At 71.2% G+C, this 17071-nt stretch carries 16 protein-coding genes and 1 pseudogene; 11 read left to right on the forward strand and 6 right to left on the reverse strand.

Features of this window, described 5'->3' with window-relative positions:
- The 6 genes and pseudogenes from ABD54_RS28360 to ABD54_RS19985 form a co-directional block, all read left to right on the forward strand.
- Window positions 1-887: pseudogene (locus tag ABD54_RS28360) on the forward strand (hypothetical protein); the annotation flags it as partial.
- Window positions 888-1033: 146 nt separating this feature from the next.
- Window positions 1034-2026, forward strand: a complete 993-nt coding sequence (mshD, locus tag ABD54_RS19965) for a mycothiol synthase (protein ID WP_047871039.1) — start codon at window positions 1034-1036, stop codon at window positions 2024-2026.
- 327 nt (window positions 2027-2353) lie between these two features.
- On the forward strand, window positions 2354-3316 hold the full coding sequence (pstC, locus tag ABD54_RS19970) for a phosphate ABC transporter permease subunit PstC (RefSeq protein WP_047871040.1): 963 nt from the start codon (window positions 2354-2356) through the stop codon (window positions 3314-3316).
- Complete coding sequence (pstA, locus tag ABD54_RS19975; protein WP_047871041.1) at window positions 3316-4395, forward strand: phosphate ABC transporter permease PstA; 1080 nt, start codon at window positions 3316-3318, stop codon at window positions 4393-4395. The genes pstC and pstA overlap by 1 nt, the downstream gene beginning before the upstream one ends.
- A 56-nt stretch (window positions 4396-4451) precedes the next feature.
- Complete coding sequence (gene pstB / locus ABD54_RS19980) at window positions 4452-5231, forward strand: phosphate ABC transporter ATP-binding protein PstB (protein ID WP_047871042.1); 780 nt, start codon at window positions 4452-4454, stop codon at window positions 5229-5231.
- 275 nt (window positions 5232-5506) lie between these two features.
- Entirely contained in the window at window positions 5507-6472 is a 966-nt protein-coding gene (locus ABD54_RS19985; protein WP_047871043.1) for a nucleoside hydrolase, read from the forward strand.
- Between the two features lie 145 nt (window positions 6473-6617).
- Here the strand turns inward: ABD54_RS19985 and ABD54_RS19990 are convergent, their stop codons facing one another.
- A complete protein-coding gene (locus ABD54_RS19990; protein ID WP_013155381.1) occupies window positions 6618-7235 on the reverse strand; it encodes a DUF47 domain-containing protein in 618 nt (205 codons plus the stop codon).
- A gap of 425 nt (window positions 7236-7660) precedes the next feature.
- On the opposite strand from ABD54_RS19990, the gene ABD54_RS19995 reads away from it, so the two are divergent.
- The 3 genes from ABD54_RS19995 to purM all read left to right on the forward strand — a co-directional run bounded on the left by ABD54_RS19995 (window position 7661) and on the right by purM (window position 10809).
- The gene (locus tag ABD54_RS19995) at window positions 7661-8137 is read left to right on the forward strand and encodes a sterol carrier family protein (RefSeq protein ID WP_047871044.1); all 477 of its coding nucleotides are present in this window, start codon (window positions 7661-7663) and stop codon (window positions 8135-8137) included.
- 9 nt (window positions 8138-8146) lie between these two features.
- Window positions 8147-9643 carry an amidophosphoribosyltransferase gene (purF, locus tag ABD54_RS20000; RefSeq protein WP_047871049.1) on the forward strand — a complete coding sequence of 499 codons (1497 nt, stop codon included), beginning with the start codon at window positions 8147-8149 and terminating at the stop codon, window positions 9641-9643.
- 101 nt (window positions 9644-9744) lie between these two features.
- The gene (purM, locus tag ABD54_RS20005; protein ID WP_047871045.1) at window positions 9745-10809 is read left to right on the forward strand and encodes a phosphoribosylformylglycinamidine cyclo-ligase; all 1065 of its coding nucleotides are present in this window, start codon (window positions 9745-9747) and stop codon (window positions 10807-10809) included.
- Between the two features lie 219 nt (window positions 10810-11028).
- Here the strand turns inward: purM and ABD54_RS20010 are convergent, their stop codons facing one another.
- On the reverse strand, window positions 11029-11256 hold the full coding sequence (locus ABD54_RS20010) for a DUF3073 domain-containing protein (protein ID WP_013155385.1): 228 nt from the start codon (window positions 11254-11256) through the stop codon (window positions 11029-11031).
- Window positions 11257-11489: 233 nt separating this feature from the next.
- Between ABD54_RS20010 and ABD54_RS20015 the strand changes: the two genes are divergently transcribed.
- Window positions 11490-12341: a hypothetical protein gene (locus ABD54_RS20015; RefSeq protein WP_047871046.1), complete on the forward strand. Its 852-nt coding sequence runs from the start codon at window positions 11490-11492 to the stop codon at window positions 12339-12341.
- A gap of 704 nt (window positions 12342-13045) precedes the next feature.
- Window positions 13046-13249 (forward strand): developmental transcriptional regulator BldC, encoded by a 204-nt coding sequence (gene bldC / locus ABD54_RS20020; protein ID WP_013155387.1) that lies wholly within the window; start codon window positions 13046-13048, stop codon window positions 13247-13249.
- 254 nt (window positions 13250-13503) lie between these two features.
- On the opposite strand, the gene ABD54_RS20025 is transcribed toward bldC, so the two are convergent.
- From ABD54_RS20025 to ABD54_RS29125, 4 genes are all read right to left on the reverse strand, one after another.
- The gene (locus ABD54_RS20025) at window positions 13504-14901 is read right to left on the reverse strand and encodes a hypothetical protein (protein ID WP_235432123.1); all 1398 of its coding nucleotides are present in this window, start codon (window positions 14899-14901) and stop codon (window positions 13504-13506) included.
- Window positions 14902-15312: 411 nt separating this feature from the next.
- Window positions 15313-16293 carry an LPXTG cell wall anchor domain-containing protein gene (locus ABD54_RS20030; protein WP_235432124.1) on the reverse strand — a complete coding sequence of 327 codons (981 nt, stop codon included), beginning with the start codon at window positions 16291-16293 and terminating at the stop codon, window positions 15313-15315.
- 84 nt (window positions 16294-16377) lie between these two features.
- Window positions 16378-16569 carry a hypothetical protein gene (locus ABD54_RS29120; protein WP_235432125.1) on the reverse strand — a complete coding sequence of 64 codons (192 nt, stop codon included), beginning with the start codon at window positions 16567-16569 and terminating at the stop codon, window positions 16378-16380.
- Window positions 16570-16832: 263 nt separating this feature from the next.
- On the reverse strand, window positions 16833-17071 hold a 239-nt coding region (locus ABD54_RS29125; protein WP_235432126.1), incomplete at its 5' end, for a hypothetical protein.

Raw genomic sequence — 17071 nt, forward strand, 5'->3', positions numbered from 1 at the left:
CCTCCCCGGAGCCCGCCCCCTCTGCCGTGGTCGCCTTCGAGCGGGACTCGGACGAGGCGGAGCTGGGCAGCTCCTTCCCGGCCAACCCCCTCACCGCGGCCAACACCGGCGACGTCAGCGTCTGCCTGCTCGGGATGGACGTCAACACGGGAGGGTTCGACGTCGAGGGGTTCGAGCCCCAGGAGGTCGCCCCGGGCGAGGCCGCGTCCGCCGGAGAGGTCGCCGGTTCGACCCGCGTACCCGCCGAGGTCGTGGCCACCCTCACCTACGCGCTCGCCCGGGAGGGCGTCGCGTGCGCGGGGATGGACGCCTCGGAGACGCACAGCGTCGCCACCGGCGCGTGGACGGTCTCGATCGCCGAGCCCGAGCCCACCACTCCGCCGGAGCCCAGCACGCCCCCGGAGACCGAGGAGCCCGAAGAGGAGCCGAGCGAGGATCCGGAGGAGACCACGAGCCCCTCCGACAGGCCCGACCCCCCCTCGTCCGGCGGTGAACGCGAGGGCAACTCCGGCGGCTCGGACGGCGGCCGGTCCGGCGGCTCCGGCGGCCCGCCCCGCTCCCCCGGCCGTGTGAACGACGTGCCCACCAGCGACGTGCCCACCACCCGCGACAGCTTCCCGGACCTGCCCGGCGACGAGGCATCCCTGCCCGGGGTCGTGCCCGGAGCGGAGAACCTCGCCGAACTGCCGACGGTGACCCCCGGTGCGCAGGACGACGGGCTCGACGAGACCGAGGTGGCCGCCGATCACAGCGATCTGGGGCCGAACATGGCCCCGGCGGTGCTGCTCGCCGCGTTCCTCCTCGCGCTGCTGCTCGCGGCCCCGCTCGCACCGGTGCGGCGCGTCCGCGTCGGCGGCGGCTACCAGGGCAGGCGCCGCAGGAAGTAGGACGCCCCGGCGCTGTTCCCAGGTGGCGCGGCCGCTGGGGCACAGGGCCGCCGTGACGCGCGGAACGGGGCGGCTACCAGGACAAACACTCCACTGGCCGTGGCTGACAGAAGTCTTGCGCTCGCACCGTCGTAGGCTTTCGGTCCATGGACACCCCGCTAGTCACCGATGATCTGGACCGGACCCTGGCCGAACAGGTGCTGACGCTCGCCGAGGCGGCGCGCGCGGCCGACGGCGTCGCGCCGCTGTCGGAGCACACCCTGCTCCGCGTCAGACACGGCGCCCCCTCGGGGAGCAGCCGCTTCCACCTGGCACTGGAGGACGGGCGCGCGGTCGGCTTCGCGTTCGTGGAGCGCGTCGCGGGCGAGCCCGACTCCGGAGAGGTCGTCGTCCACCCCGACCACCGCGGCCGCGGGCACGGAACCGCCCTGCTGCACTCGGTGGACCGGGACGCGGGACCGGACGGGGTCCGCGTGTGGGCGCACGGGCGCACCCCGCAGGCGGTGTCGGTGGCCCGGGAGGACGGCTGGACGGCCGTCCGTGAACTCCACAAGATGCGGATGCCGCTGCGCGACATCGCCGGGGACGAGCCGGGCGGCCCCTGGGAGGCCCCCGAGCTGCCCGAACCCGGGCTGCGGCCCGAGGTGGCCGAACGGGTCCGGCTTCGCCCCTTCGTCGTGGGCCAGGACGAGCAGGCGTGGCTGGCCGCCAACGCGCGGGCGTTCGCCGACCACCCCGAGCAGGGCCAGCTCACCCTGGACGACCTGCTCCAGCGCGAGGTGGAGGACTGGTTCGACCCGGACGGCTTCTTCCTGGCCACCGCCAAGGACGGCGGGGTGGCCGCGTTCCACTGGACCAAGACCCACGCCGACGGCGCCGGTCTCACCGACGGCGAGCCGGTGGGCGAGGTCTACGTGGTGGGCGTGGACCCCGAGTGGCAGGGCAGCGGCCTCGGCCGGGCCCTGACCCTGGCGGGACTGCGGCATCTGCGCGACGCCGGTCTGCCGTGGGTCCACCTGTACGTGGACGGCGACAACGAGGCGGCGGTGCGGCTGTACGAGTCGCTCGGATTCGCCATGTGGGACACCGACGTGATGTACGCGCCGCCGAGGGACGACGCCCCCCGCCCGAACGTGTGACCCGTCACATTCACCGGGCAATCCCCGGACCGCCACGGGAGTGCGACACCGCGTTCATCTTCCGTTCATCTTGTTTGGGACAACTCGTCACCTGTGGCACCTACCTTCACATTCGGCGCAGCACGGCCACCCTCCACCACGGACCGTGGCACGGTGACCGGCGATCGCCCCAGCACGGGGCGCGGAGCGGCCCTCGGCGGGGGGACACCCCCGGCCGGCGGGAGAACCACGCGTCGCAGGGAACAGACCAGGCACGCAGAAGGTGCACGGAACGCACCGCACCATCCGGGCGAACCGCCCTGAAACCTTCCGAACCGGAGCCAATCCATGACGACCACGGACGCCCCCGAGGCGGCACCGCCGCCCACGGGCAAGCGCCGGATCGGCGACGTCGCCTTCGCCGGGCTCGCCCGAGGCTCGGGCATCCTGATCCTGCTGATCCTCGCCGGTGTCGCCGCCTTCCTGCTGGTGCAGGCATGGCCGTCCCTTACCGCGAACACGGCGAACTTCCTCACCAGCACGGAGTGGGACCCCAACGTCCGCGAGGAACCCGCCTTCGGTGTCGCCGCCCTGGCGTTCGGCACCGTCCTGGCCGCGGCCATCGCGCTGCTGCTGGCCACGCCGGTGGCGATCGGGATCGCGCTGTTCATCGTCTTCTACGCGCCGCGCAAGCTCGCCTCGGTACTCGGCTACCTGGTGGACCTGCTGGCCGCCATCCCCAGCGTCGTCTACGGCCTGTGGGGCATCGGCTTCCTCGCCCCGGAGCTGGTCCCCGTGTACCAGGCGCTGACGCGCTACCTGGGCTGGATCCCGCTGTTCCAGGGCCCCGCCTCCACCTCGGCCCGCACCATCCTCACCGCGGGCGTGGTGCTGGCCGTCATGATCCTGCCGATCATCACCGCGATGGCGCGCGACGTGTTCCGCCAGACCCCGCAGGGCCACCGTGAGGCCGCCCTGGCCATGGGCGCCACCCGCTGGGAGATGATCCGCCTGGCCGTGCTGCCCTTCGGCAGGTCCGGCGTGGTGGGCGGCGCCATGCTCGGCCTGGGCCGCGCCCTGGGCGAGACGATGGCCGTCGCGATGATCCTGTCCCCCTCCCTCATCGTCTCCTGGAACCTGTTGCAGAGCGGCAACCAGACCATCGCCGCGCACATCGCCCTCCAGTACCCCGAGGCCACCGGGTACGGCGTCTCCGCGCTGATCGCCGCCGGGCTGGTCCTGTTCGCGATCACCCTCGTCGTCAACATGGGCGCGCGCTACGTCGTGACCCGGGGGAGCAAGGAGTCTTGATGGACACGACGACCACCCAGCCTCCCGGCCCCGAGACGGGCCCGGCCTCGACCGACCTTCGCCGCGGCTCCCTGCCGCAGCACTTCCCCGCCGCCCTGCTGGCGTCCTCCGCCGCGGTGGTGGCCGGAATCCTGCTGGCCTTCTCGTCATTCGGGTTCCTGCTGTGGGGCCTGCTCACCGCCGCCGCGTACGTGGTGATCACCGTGACGGCCTCCGCCCGTTTGGAGGGCGGCCGCAAGGCCAAGGACCGCCTGGTCACCTCGCTGGTCTACCTGTGCTTCCTGCTGGCGATGCTGCCGCTGGTGTCGGTGCTGTGGACGGTGCTGCGCAACGGCTTCGTCCGGTTCGACGCCTACTTCCTCACGGTGTCCATGAACGGCGTCCTGCCGAGCATGGACGCGGGCGGCGTCTACCACGCGATCGTGGGCACCCTGGCGATCACCGGCATGGCCACGCTCATCTCGGTACCCATCGGCGTGATGACCGCCGTGTACCTCGTGGAGTACGCCGAGGGCCGCATGAAGCGGACCATCGTGTTCTTCGTCGACGTCATGACGGGCATCCCGTCGATCGTCGCCGGGCTGTTCGTGGTGGCGCTGTGGATGATCCTGTTCGGCCCGGGCCGGACCAACGGCGCGGCGGGCGCGATCGCGCTGGCGGTGCTGATGATCCCGGTCGTGGTGCGCTCCAGCGAGGAAATGCTGCGGCTGGTGCCTCAGGACCTGCGCGAGGCCTCCTACGCCCTGGGGGTGCCCAAGTGGCGCACGATCACCAAGGTGGTGCTGCCCACCTCCGCGGCCGGTCTGACGACAGGAATCATGCTCGCCATCGCCCGCGTTATCGGGGAGACGGCACCCCTGATCCTCACTACGGGGTCGTCCGCGGTCTCGATCAACTGGAACCTGTTCGACGGACAGATGATGAACCTCCCGGTGTTCATCTACTCGCAGGTCCGCATGGGCGGTGCCGTCAACTACGAGAGGGCCTGGTCGGCGGCGCTGACCCTGATCCTGGTGGTGATGCTGCTGTTCTTCCTGGCCCGCATGATCGGCCGTCTGTTCGCGCCGAAGGCCCGTTGACCCCTACACCCACCGCCCACGCCCCGCGCGCGGAGCAGACTCACGAGGAACTTCCAGTGGCGAAACGTATCGACGTCTCCGGTCTCCACGTCTACTACGGCGACTTCAAGGCCGTTGAGGACGTGTCGATGACCATCGAACCGCGGTCGGTGACGGCGTTCATCGGGTCGTCCGGCTGCGGCAAGTCCACCTTCCTGCGGACCCTCAACCGTATGCACGAGGTGACCCCGGGAGCCCGCGTCCAGGGCAAGGTGCTCCTGGACGACCTGGACATCTACGGACCCGACGTGGACCCGGTCATGGTGCGCAGCGAGGTCGGGATGGTCTTCCAGAAGGCCAACCCGTTCCCGACGATGTCGATCTACGACAACGTCGTCGCCGGCGCCCGCCTCAACAACCGGCGGATGAGCAAGTCCGAGGCGGACGAGCTGGTGGAGGGTTCGCTGCGCGGCGCGAACCTGTGGGAGGAGGTCAAGGACCGGCTGAACAAGCCCGGTTCGGGCCTCTCCGGCGGCCAGCAGCAGCGGCTGTGCATCGCCCGCGCCACCGCGGTCAAGCCGTCGGTGCTGCTGATGGACGAGCCGTGCTCGGCGCTGGACCCGATCTCGACCCTGGCGATCGAGGACCTCATCCACCAGCTCAAGGAGAACTACACGATCGTCATCGTGACGCACAACATGCAGCAGGCCGCGCGTGTGTCCGACCGGACGGCGTTCTTCAACCTGTCGGCTCCGGGCAAGCCGGGCAAGCTCATCGAGATGGGCGAGACGAACCAGATGTTCACCCGGCCGGAGAAGAAGGAAACGGAGAACTATATCACCGGTCGGTTCGGCTGATCCGCTCCCCGCACCCTTCCCGACCAGGGGCGACCGGCGATCGGGTGGTCGGTTCGGCTGATCCGCTCCCCACACCCTTCCCGACCAGGGGCGACCGGCGATCGGGTGGCCGCTTCGGCCAAACCGGTCCCCACACCCTTCTCCACCAGGGGCGACCGGCGATCGGGTGGTCGGTTCGGCTGATCCGCTCCCCACACCCTTCTCCACCAGGGGCGACCGGCGATGGGGTGGCCGCTTCGGCAGATCCGCACGGACGAGAGAACACGAGGACAGGCGTGACCACACCGCTGGTGATCGACACCGACACCGCGCAGGACGACTGCGTGGCCCTCCTCATCGGGCTGCTGGACCCTGAGGCGGACCTGCGCGCCATCACCATGGTCGCGGGGAACGTCGGCTTCGACCAGCAGGTGCGCAACGCCTTCCTCACCCTCAGCGTGGCCGGTCGCCTGGGCGAGGTGCCCGTGTACCTGGGCTGCCGCCGTCCGCTCGTGCGCCCGTGGGTGAGCGCGGAGAACGTGCACGGCGACGGGTCGGGGGGCCTGTCCATGGACGTCTCCGGGCTGGAGACCGAGCGCGAGCACGCGGCGGACGCCCTCGTCCGGCTGGCCGCGGAGAACCCCGGCGAACTGTCGATCGTGGCGATCGGACCGCTGACCAACATCGCGATGGCCGCCGCCAAGGACCCAGACTTCGCCCGCAACGTCGGCGCCCTCTACGTCATGGGCGGGTCCAACAACGGCCGCGGGAACATCACCGCCGCCGCGGAGTTCAACTTCTACGTGGACCCGGAGTCGGCCAAGGCCGTGTTCGCGGCGGGCTTCGAGATCACCGTGGTCCCCTGGGACCCGCTGACGCTGCGCCAGGCGGTGTTCGGCCAGGAGCGGCTGGACGCCCTCGCCGCCCTCGGCACCCCGCTGTCGGACTTCTTCGGGCGCGTGTGCGCGGCGACGCTGGAGTTCGACCGCAGCGTGGGCATCGACGGCACCACCCACCCCGACTCCCTGACCACGGCGGTACTGCTCCACCCGGAGCTGGTGCGCCGCTCCGCCCGCTACCACGTGGACGTGGAGACCGCCGGGGAGCTGACCCGAGGCTACTCGGCCATGTCCTGGGGCGTGCACGGGCTGGAGGCGAACGCGACGGTGATCGAGGAGGTCGACGCCGTCGGGTTCTTCGACCACCTCGCCGGGCTGCTGTCCCGGCGCACCGTCCCGAACCGGGCCGTCACCGGCCTGTGAACCCGCCTCCCGGCCCCGGTTGGGGCGAGGGGTGCGCGCGGCGGCCGGGCGGGGCGACGGGACGCTCGAGCGGCCCCGGCGGCCCCGGCGTGCGAGGGGGCGCGCCGCGCCCGGCGCCGGTCGCCAGGGGAGGGCCGGGGAAGCCTCAGCCGTTCTTGACGACGATGGTCTCCACCGTGTTCGCGACGTGCTCGAAAGCGTCCGCGGCGGTCTCCAGCTCCTCGATGACGTCCTTGAGCTTGAGCACCGTCAGGGCGTCGTACTCCCCGCTGAACAGGCGGGCCAGGAGCTTGCGGTAGATGCGGTCGGCCTGGTTCTCCAGTTGGTTGATCTCGATCCAGTACCGGGTCAGGTCCTCCAGCGTGCGCAGGCGGGGCATCGCCTCGGCGGTCAGCTCGGCCGCGCGCTCCAGCACCTCGATCTGGTCGATGATGCCCTTGGGGAGGCGCTCCAGGCCGTACAGGCCGATGAGGTCGACGGCGGCCTCCATGGAATCCATCACATCGTCCAGGTTGGAGGCCAGACGGTAGATGTCCTCCCGGTGGATGGGTGTCCCCGAGCTCTTGTTCAGGCGTCGCATGATCGCGTGGGTGGCGTCGTCACCCGCGTGCTCGCAGGCGCGCATCTTCTCGGTGATGGCCTCGCGGTCGGCTCCGTCACTCATCAGCTCCACCAGCAGGCGAGCCGCGATGACCAGGTTGTTCGCCGAGTCGGTGAACATCTCGTAGTAACTGTCATCACGCGGGCGCAAGCGCAGGCGCACGTCGTTCTCCCGATGGTGCGGTGGTGTTCCTTGGTGGATGTTAAGCGCGTCGGCCAGTTGGTCCGGCGCGGCCGGGCTGGGCGGCGCCGGTCCGGCGCCGAGGGGTTGGGCTGGCACGGACTTAGTCACCGCTTATTCATCAGACGGTGCCTCAGCGTGGAACACCCTGGGGACGCGGGGTCCATCGCAATCCTCCCAATCTCGACAACACCGGGACGGTTCGGGACGCTACCGTGTCCCGCTCCTGCTGGCCAGCGTCGCGCTGAGACAGGAATCACCCAATCGAGCGGAGACCGGTGGACAGCTCCACCGGAGTTCTTCGATGTCCACCTTCGGTCTATTTGGCCGCAATAACAAGTACCCCCTCCGTTCATCGGGCCGATCACCCGGCCGCACCGCGGACCGGGGCCCGTAGGCTCACCTCCATGCCTTCCGCCCTGAGCGCGAGCGCCGTGCGGCGCCTCCGCGAGTCCCTGGACCAGCAGCTCTCCGAGCTGGGAGAGGCCCCCTTCGAGGGGGACGACGAGGCCGCCGTCGCCGCCTGCGCCGAGGCCGTGCTGTGCGCCGGGGAGCCCGTGCGCGCGGCCCTCAAGGCCGCGGTGCGGGGCACCCTGGCGGTGCTCGCGGACCGTGCTCCCGGTCACAGCCTGGAGGTGCGCGTGCCGCCGTACGGCGCCGTGCAGGCCGTCGAGGGGCCCCGCCACACCCGCGGCACCCCGCCCGGCGTCGTCGAGACCGACCCCCTCACCTGGCTGCGCGTGGCCACAGGCCGCACCCCCTGGGAGCGGGCGGTGTCGGAGCACCTGGTGCGGGCCAGCGGCGTGCGCTCCGACCTGTCCGGACACCTGCCCCTGTGGCCGGTACCTCCCCCGGGTGGTGCCCGGCCGACGGCCAGGCACTAAGCTGTGGGTGTGTCGTACTCCGACGGCCGGCTCACCATGGATCTCGATCCGCTCGAACGCGGCCCGCAGGACGCCTGCGGTGTCTTCGGGGTCTGGGCGCCCGGCGAAGAAGTCAGCAAGCTCACCTACTTCGGCCTCTACGCTCTGCAACACCGCGGTCAGGAGTCCGCGGGCATAGCGTTGAGCGACGGGGAACGGATCGTCGTCTACAAGGACATGGGGCTCGTCTCCCAGGTCTTCAACGAGGCGACCCTGGACTCCCTGCGCGGCCACCTCGCGATCGGCCACTGCCGTTACTCCACCACCGGGTCGCCGGTGTGGGAGAACGCGCAGCCGACCTTCTACACGGCGCGCGAGGGGGGTCTGGCGCTCGGCCACAACGGCAACCTGATCAACACCCCGGAACTGGCTGCGATGCTGCCCGACACGCGCCGGGGGGCCACCACCGACACCGAGGTACTCACCAACCTGCTGGCCGAGCGGGCCAGGAGCGGCAGCTCCGTGGAGGACGCCGCCCTCGAACTGCTCCCGCAGGTCAGGGGTGCCTTCTCCCTGGTGTTCATGGACGAGGACACCCTGTACGCGGCGCGCGACCCCCAGGGCATCCGCCCGTTCGTGCTGGGCCGCCTCGGAGAGACCTCTGACGCGGGCGGTTGGGTGGTCGCCAGCGAGACCGCCGCCCTGGACATCGTGGGCGCCAAGGTCGTGCGCGAGATCGAACCGGGCGAGCTCCTCACCATCGACGAGCGCGGGGTCCGCTCGCGGCGCTTCGCGCCCGCCCGCCGCAAGGGCTGCCTGTTCGAGTACGTCTACCTGGCCCGCCCCGACACCACCATCGCGGGCCGCAACGTCAACTCCACCCGCGTGGAGGTGGGCCGCCGTCTGGCCAAGGAGCACCCGGTGGAGGCCGACCTGGTCATCCCGGTGCCCGAGTCCGGAACACCCGCCGCGGTCGGCTACGCCGAGGCCAGCGGCATCCCCTTCGCCCAGGGACTGGTGAAGAACTCCTACGTGGGGCGCACCTTCATCCAGCCCAGCCAGACGCTGCGCCAGTTGGGCATCCGGCTCAAGCTCAACCCGCTGCGCGACGTCATCGAGGGCCGCCGCCTGGTGGTCGTGGACGACTCCATCGTGCGCGGCAACACCCAGAGGGCGCTGGTCCGGATGCTGCGCGACGCGGGCGCCGCCGAGGTGCACGTGCGCATCTCCAGCCCGCCCGTGCTGTGGCCCTGCTACTACGGCATCGACTTCGCCACGCGCGCCGAGCTCATCGCGGCCAACATGTCCGTGGACGAGATCGCCGCCTCGGTCAACGCCGACTCCCTGGCCTACGTGGACCTCGACGAGCTCATCGCCGCGTCGGAGGTGCCCAAGGACGACCTGTGCCGGGCCTGCTTCGACGGCGTGTACCCGATCGAGGTGCGCGACGACGCCCGGGGCAAGTACCTGTTGGAGAAGTCCTGCGGCACACCCGAGGGATCGACGCTGGCCACCAGCGACAAGTAGTCCGCCGCCGGGTCCGCACGGGCCCGCGCGGCGGCTCCGCCGTGCCCTGGGAGGGGAGGCGGGGACCGCACCGCAAGCGACACAGCACGAGGAGAACTGGCGTGGCAGCCGAAAGCACGGGGACGCCGGGCGCGTACGCGGCCGCCGGGGTGGACATCGCAGCCGGCGAGCGCGCCGTCGACCTGATGAAGCGCCACGTGGCGCGCACCCGCAGGCCCGAGCAGGTGACCGACGCCAGCGGCTTCGCGGGCCTGTTCCGGCTCGACACGAACAAGTACAAGGACCCGGTCCTGGCGACCTCCACCGACGGCGTGGGCACCAAGGTGATGCTCGCCCAGCAGATGGACCGGCACGACACGATCGGCATCGACCTGGTGGCGATGGTCGTCGACGACCTCGTGGTCAGCGGCGCCGAGCCCCTGTTCATGACCGACTACGTCGCCTGCGGCGCGGTGGTGCCCGAGCGCATCGCCGAGATCGTCGGCGGCATCGCCGAGGGCTGCCACCAGGCGGGCTGCGCGCTGGTCGGCGGGGAGACCGCCGAGCACCCGGGCGCCATGGAGCCGGACGAGTACGACCTGGCCGGTGCGGGCACCGGCGTGGTGGAGGGCGACGCGATCCTGGGCCAGGACCGCGTCCGCGAGGGCGACGCCGTCATCGCGATGGGCTCCTCGGGCCCGCACTCCAACGGCTACTCGCTCGTCCGCGGCATCGTGGACCGGGCGGACCTGGACCTGTTCGCGCACGTGCCGGAGCTGGACGGGGTGCTGGGCGAGGTGCTGCTGACCCCGACCCGGGTGTACGCCAAGGACTGCGTGGCGCTGACCGCGGCCGTGGAGGTGCACGCCTACGCGCACATCACCGGCGGCGGGCTGGCGGCCAACCTGTCGCGTTCCCTGCCCGGCCACCTGGACGCGGAGCTGGACCGTTCCACCTGGGCGCCCGCCCCCGTGTTCGGCTACCTGGCAGACAAGGGCGGCGTGGGCCGGGAGGACATGGAGGCCACGTTCAACATGGGTGTGGGCATGGCGGCGATCGTCGCGGCGGACGACGCCGAACGCGCCCTGGGCGTGCTGTCCGACCGAGGTGTTCCGGCCTGGCGGCTGGGCACGGTGACGGCCGGTTCGGGACGGGCCGTCCTGACCGGCGAGTACCGCGGCGCGTGAGGAGCGGACGCGAACATAGCCGGTGCGAACCACCGCAGTGGTTCGCACCGGCTATATCCACCTGTCCGCTACGGCCCCCTGGTGCGGGAACCGCGACCGCCACAGGTCAGCGGTTGTCGTCCGAGCGACCTGGAAATCTCGGTCCGCCGGGTACCAGCCCCACCGGACACCGGACCTGCCGGCTACCAGTACTGCTGGGTACTACAGCGTTACCGGGTACTACTTGTCCGAGTCCGAGTACTTGTCGGCAAGATCCGCGTAGCGGTCGACAAGGTCGTCGTGAGAATCCGCGTAGGAATCATCCGGACCCGACGGCCCGGAGGGAGACCCCTCGTCCTCAGCGACACCCAGCTCCGACCGCAGCCGCTCAAGGTCGGTCCCGCCGGAGCTGTACTTGAGCTTCCGGGCGACCTTCTGCTGCTTGGCCTTGGCTCGGCCGCGCCCCATTGGCTCGACCCCCTCAACGATTGGGTTCCGACGAACCCCAGATCACTTACAAACCCGCACTATCGGGCTGACGGCCGTCAAACGCGACTGACGACAGGCGCCAGCTTACGTACACGTACAACCGTACCTGGTCGGCCCCCGTCGTGCCTACGCCACCCGGGTGTGACGGGTGTGGTGAGCGCACGCAACAGCGGCCGCACAGGCTACCCGTGGTGAGTGCCACAGACAACGATATGTGCCACGATGCGATCGTGCTGCCCTACACCGCCTATCTCCGCGTCTACCAGCCGATCAACGCCTTCTCTCCGTACGACCGCGGTTACTGGGAGGAGTACGCGGCCTCCCCCGACCGGCCCCGGCGGATCAACGCGCTGGCGGCGGAGCACGCCGAGAGCCTGAGCCGCCTGGCGGCCACGCCCCCGGTGGTGGCACCGGCGGAGGAGAGCCGCAACGCCTACCTGCGCCGGGTGAACGAGCGGCTGTACGTCTGCCCATGGCAGACCCGGCTGCGCTCGTGGCGGGCCTTCACCGAGTTCACCGGCACGATGCCGGTGGGGGTGAGCACGGCGTTCGTGCCCGTGGACGAGGCGGAGCGGGCTGAGGAGGAGTACCGCGAGTGGCGGGACTCGGGCGCGCTGGTGCGGCCGGGGATCCTGTCCAGCAACTGGACCGTGCCGATCCCCTGGTTCGTGCCCTTCGAGGCCCAGGAGCGGTGCCTGGTGCTGTCGGCGAACTCCACCAGGACCCTGCTGTACCTGACGCGGACCTCGCTCGCCCTGAGACGGCTGGAGCAGACGGCGGCCGTGCTGCGGGAGCACATCGGCGAGCACGCGGTCTCGGCCGCCACCGAGCAGCTGACGGACTGGCTGACGCTGACCGCGCACCCCGACTCGCTGCTGGAGCTGGACTACGGCGGGCTGCCGCACCTCCTCAGCGACGACCACCTCGGCGAGGACCACTCGGTGGCGGAGGTGGCGGGGGCGATAGAGGCCCTGGCGACGGGGAACGGCCGACGCGTGGTCGAGCTGCGCGAGAGGCTCACTCGGCGCTGGAGGTCGGTACGCGCACTGGAGCACGCCAACTGAGGGTTACGGTGTCACCACGTTTTCGTGGACACACACCGTCGTCTGTCGTCATCTGAGAGGGCGGACGCCCGCGCGCCACGCCGGTTACCAACCTGGTACGCCAGGTTTCTCTCTCCTCCTCCGCGGTCTTTTCGCACGTGACAAGGGTGCGAGCCCGGACGTCGTCCGCGCACGACATCAAGAGTCGTGAAACTGGGCATAACGCCCGATAGGGATCGGCATAGACTGTAGTCAAACGATCACAGAGCGCACCCTCAGTAATCAGGAAACCCTTGCCGCGCGGGCAATCCGCGCGGCCCGACCGCCAGCCGAAGCACACGGCGCCCCTTCCCCACCGACCCGCTTCCTCCCCAGCACGCGAACCGCCCGCCGAGGGCCCGGGACCCCACCACGCTCCACGGAGCCGGGTTTCGGTCAGGCAGCCGTAGCACTTCGGGCACTCCGCATCGAGAAAAACGAGGCCGGAGAACGAAGTTTTGACCGAATACGCCACATGCCACTAAACGTGTCGCTAGAATCACTTAGCGTGACGCGGCCACGGGCGGCTTTCTTTGGCCTCCCACGTGCAAAGTTGCTTGGAGTGGTCGCACAATCACCTCGGGTGATGCCAATATAGACCTAGAGGGAATATTGGACATCCGGGCCAAGTGCCAGGATTAAGGCTCAAGGATCGGCACACAGATCCAGGAGGAGAGGCCGTACACATGTCAACTCGCACGCCCGAGGCGGAGCCCCTGTTGACCCCCGCCGAGGTTGCCACCATGTTCCGTGTGGACCCCAAGACCGTGACACGCTGGGCGAAGGCGGGCAAGCTGACCTCGATCCGCACCTTGGGCGGACACCGCCGCTACCGCGAGACCGAAGTCCGCGCCCTGCTGGCCGGAATCCCCAGCCAGCGTACGGAGTGATCTCCCCTGTCTGCGCCGATTCCGGGGGGAACGGTCGGACGGGCTCCGGCCGCTGAGAGCGGCTGACAAAGGTCGAGGGCGGGTCTTCCCACAGGAGGCCCGCCTTCCGCGTGTCCGGACACCGAGGGGCGCCGCAGCCGCGTACCCCCCGTACGGGACCTCCGCGCGGGGACCGTACGCGAGCGCCCGGCGAAGCCGGTCACGCGGACGACCGGACACGCACCACACCCGGGCGGTGCCCGGAGGACGTCCGGCTAGAAGTCCCCGATCCGGTCGTCCATGGCGGTGGTGCGGTCGCGGGCCAGGAAGGTGGCGGCCGCGCCGCCGCCGACCGCCACCACCGCGGCGGTGATCAGCGCGGCGAGCGAGCTGCCCGTCGTCGCCAGGCGGTTGTCGTCCCCGGCGGCCTCCTCCGGCCGCGGCGACTCTTCGTCGGTGGTGCCCTTGTCGCCCGGGGAGGGAGGGGTGGTCGCGGCGTAGGTGGACCCGAGCGCCCACGCGTCGGCGAAGTCCACCGCGAAGCCCCTCTCCCGGCCGACCTCGCCGACCTGCACCCACACGGTCATCCAGCTCCGGCTCCCGCGTCCGTCCCAGTCCTCGTCCTGGTCCCGGAAGGTGGTCTCGTTGGCCTCGAAGCGGATGCGGACGGGCACCTCCAGGGCCACGTCACCGTCCTCGTCGAAGACCTCCAGGACCTCCTCCACCACGGTCCCGTCGGCGTTCTTGCCCAACGGCCCGGCGGAGACGCCGAACGCGGTCAGATCGCCGTGGGCGAAGGTCGTCTCGGTCGCGCCGTCGTACCCGGCGGTCGCCGTGGCGGTCACGTCCGCGAGGGTGAACTCCACGGCGTTGCCGTCGGCGGACACCGTCTCGGCGAGGGCCCCGTCGAGGAGGAGCACGTCCCCGGCCGCGCTCGGGGAGGGGCTGGGGGAGGCGCCCTCCTGCGGTTCGCTCCGGGGTGCGTCGGAGGGCTCCTCGCTCGCCTGGGCCGCGTCCTGGTCCCCCGTGTCCGCGGGGGTGTCGCCGCCGTCCCCGGAGCCCTCGTCCCCGGAGCCCTCGTCCCCGGAGCCCTCGTCCGCGGTTCCCCCGTCAGCGGGGTCCCCGCCCGAGGGGGTCCTGTCGTCCGCGCCGCCGGTATCGCCGGTGCCGCCGCCCGTGCTGTCCGCGCCGTCGCCGCCGTCCGGCGAGGGCTCGTCCCGGAAGGGGGTGACCTCCGAGGACGGTTCGGCCTCCGGTGAGGGGGAGGGCGGCGCGGAGGGCTCGGGCAGGTCCGCCTCCGGCGGCACGTCGATCAGCCCCCGGGCGGCGAGGTCGGCGACCTCCATCCGGAAGGAGGCGGTCCGCACGGTGGAGGCGGCGCGCGCGCTGTCGGCGTCGACCACGGTGTGGCTCTCGCCGTCGATCTCCAGGTAGGGGGCCATCGGCCCGAAGAGGTCCTCGGCCGTGGCGCTGCCCTCGGTCTGCCCGCCGAAGCCGGTGGCGGTGGAGTAGCCGGTGACCACGTCGCCGTCGGCCACCCAGGCCTGTGCGTTGCCCCAGACGAGCTGGTCGGCGGAGGCGGGGAGCGCGGGCACGGCGCCCAGCACTCCGAGAGCGGCGAACAGGACGCCGCCGCGGACGAGGCGGCGCGCGGTCAGCTTGGCGGGAGACACCACAACACTCCTGTTGTATGCGGGGGATGTCCGACCCGGGGGTCGGCCCGTGACCGCCGCGGACGGCGGACAGGGTTGCCCGGCCAGCCGGAGACGGCCGGTCGCGGTGTACGGGGCGGATCGTGTCGGGGCCTTCCCGCCCCGGGAAGGTGACTCTGTGTCGGGCGGTGTGTGCGGGCGCCCTACGGCGAGCCTAACCTCTGGATCACGAAACGGAAACCGTTCGCCGTGGGCCGATCGGACCGGTGCGCGGGCGCCGGCCACCCGGTCAACGGAGGCCGCCGCCGCGAAGTTCCGGACGCCCCGGGAGGGGGCGGGAGCGGTCCCGGGAGGGAGGGGCCCGGACAAGGGAACGGCCCCGGGGAACGTGTCCCCGGGGCCGGATCGGCTCAGCCGACGCCAAGCTCGTGCTCAGCCCTCGCTGGCCTCCGCGGCGGAGTGGGCGGTGTCCTTCCTGCGGCGCGCGAAGTACGCGGCCAGACCGCCGCCGGCGGCGATCGCGGCACCGGCCGCGATCAGACCCGCGATCGGGCTGCCGGTCTGGGCCAGGGACTCGCCGTTCTCCAGCTTCTCCGGCTGCGGCTTCTTCTCGGTCCTGTCCTCCGGGTGGGTCGGCGCGGGCTTGTCGTCGCCGTCGTCACCGCCGTTGTCGCCGCCGCCGTCGCCGATCTCGGCGGCACCGACGCTGGCGAGGCTCTCAGCCAGGTCCACGTAGTGGAACGGGGCCTCGGCGCCGTCGACGGTGAAGGTCACCGCGAAGCCGGTGTAGGCGTCGTTCCAGGTGACGCCGTTCTCCTCGTCGGCGTACTCCTCGACGTACTCGTACGACTCGAGGTCGATCACCACGGCGACCTGCTCACCGCTGTCGAGGGTGACGACCTCGGGGTAGGAGATGTCGGCGACGTCGGCACTGTGGGAGACCTCGCCGTCCCAGCTCTGGGTGGTCGTGGTGGTCACACCCGACAGGGTGGCGTCGAGGACGATCTCGTCCGAGCCGCTGACCAGCCCGGTGCTCTCCCCGTCCAGGACCAGGGTCTCGGCCTCGGAGGCGGTGGCGGGGTCGGTCTCGGGGACCGGGCTGGCCTCCGGTACCTCCGGAGCGGCGGGCTCGCCGCCGGTCTCACCGCCGCCGGTGTTCTCGTCACCGCCTGTCCCACCGCCGTCGGCGCCCTCGCCGCCGGTGTCCTCGCCGCCGGTGTCCTCGCCGCCGGTACCGCCGTCCCCGGACTGACCGTCGTCGACGCCGGGCTCGGTCTCCTCGCCCTCGGGGGCCGGGGGCTCCTCGGCCTCGGGCTCCTCGGTCTCCTCCGTGGGCTCGGGCTCCTCGTCGAGGTTCTCCTCGACGATCTCCTCCACGTCGGAGACGGTGATCTGGAGGCGGGCGATGTCCACGGTGGCCGTGGCGGCGACGCCGTCACTGCCGACCGTGGCGCTGCTGGTGCCGGAGAAGGTCAGCCAGTTGCCGACGGAACCGGATTAGCTGTTGGTGGTCGTGCCGTCGTAACTTACGGCGACGCCCTCCCAGTTGCCGACGGAGGCGTAGGCCCAGCCGTAGTACTCGGCCTCCGCCGCGGCGGGGAGAGCCGTGGCGATGCTGAGCGCGCCGAGAGCGGCGAAAGCCGCTCCGCCCTGGAGAATGCGGCGCGCGGTGACGCGGGTGTTCTTCAAATCAATCCTCTTCGGATCGGCCGCAGTCCGCACTGGCCGGACTGCTCTGGATACGCGCGCCACCGGCCGACTGCGGGGGAGTCGTGGGAACACAGGACGCGAACCAGGATCGGATGGGGGATGGCGGGAGCACACAGAAAGCTCGCTGCCAGCGGGAAAAGGAGGGCGCGGCCGCGACCGCCGGACGGAGGGGGCGCGGGAACCGGGCCGTGGAGTGCTTCCGATTTCCTCACCCAGACCTTACATCCCCACAAAGGGGGCATTCACTTGAAGCCCATCACGAAAGGATCACAGAGAAAGACCCCCTCACTCTGGGCGACACCGCAATTCTCCGCGGAAGTTTTTTCCGGAACCGGTAAACCGAACACCGTATGCCGCGTCTTATAAAGGAAGCGCGTCCCCGACGAATGCCTTTCGCGCGGCCGCTGGCAGGCGCACCGGGTGACGGGCGGCGCACCGCCGGGCGGGGCCCGCCCCCCCTCGGCCGCGATCTCCCCCGGCG

This window comes from Nocardiopsis sp. RV163, assembly GCF_001029525.1.
Lineage (GTDB): Bacteria > Actinomycetota > Actinomycetes > Streptosporangiales > Streptosporangiaceae > Nocardiopsis > Nocardiopsis dassonvillei.

Coding starts and splice junctions, on each gene's coding strand:
- ABD54_RS19995 (WP_047871044.1), top strand. CDS start 7,661: ATGCCTTCCGCCCTGAGCGCGAGCGCCGTGCGGCGCCTCCGCGAGTCC.
- pstC (WP_047871040.1), top strand. CDS start 2,354: ATGACGACCACGGACGCCCCCGAGGCGGCACCGCCGCCCACGGGCAAG.
- ABD54_RS20015 (WP_047871046.1), top strand. CDS start 11,490: ATGTGCCACGATGCGATCGTGCTGCCCTACACCGCCTATCTCCGCGTC.
- bldC (WP_013155387.1), top strand. CDS start 13,046: ATGTCAACTCGCACGCCCGAGGCGGAGCCCCTGTTGACCCCCGCCGAG.
- ABD54_RS20010 (WP_013155385.1), bottom strand. CDS start 11,256: ATGGGGCGCGGCCGAGCCAAGGCCAAGCAGCAGAAGGTCGCCCGGAAG.
- pstA (WP_047871041.1), top strand. CDS start 3,316: ATGGACACGACGACCACCCAGCCTCCCGGCCCCGAGACGGGCCCGGCC.
- mshD (WP_047871039.1), top strand. CDS start 1,034: ATGGACACCCCGCTAGTCACCGATGATCTGGACCGGACCCTGGCCGAA.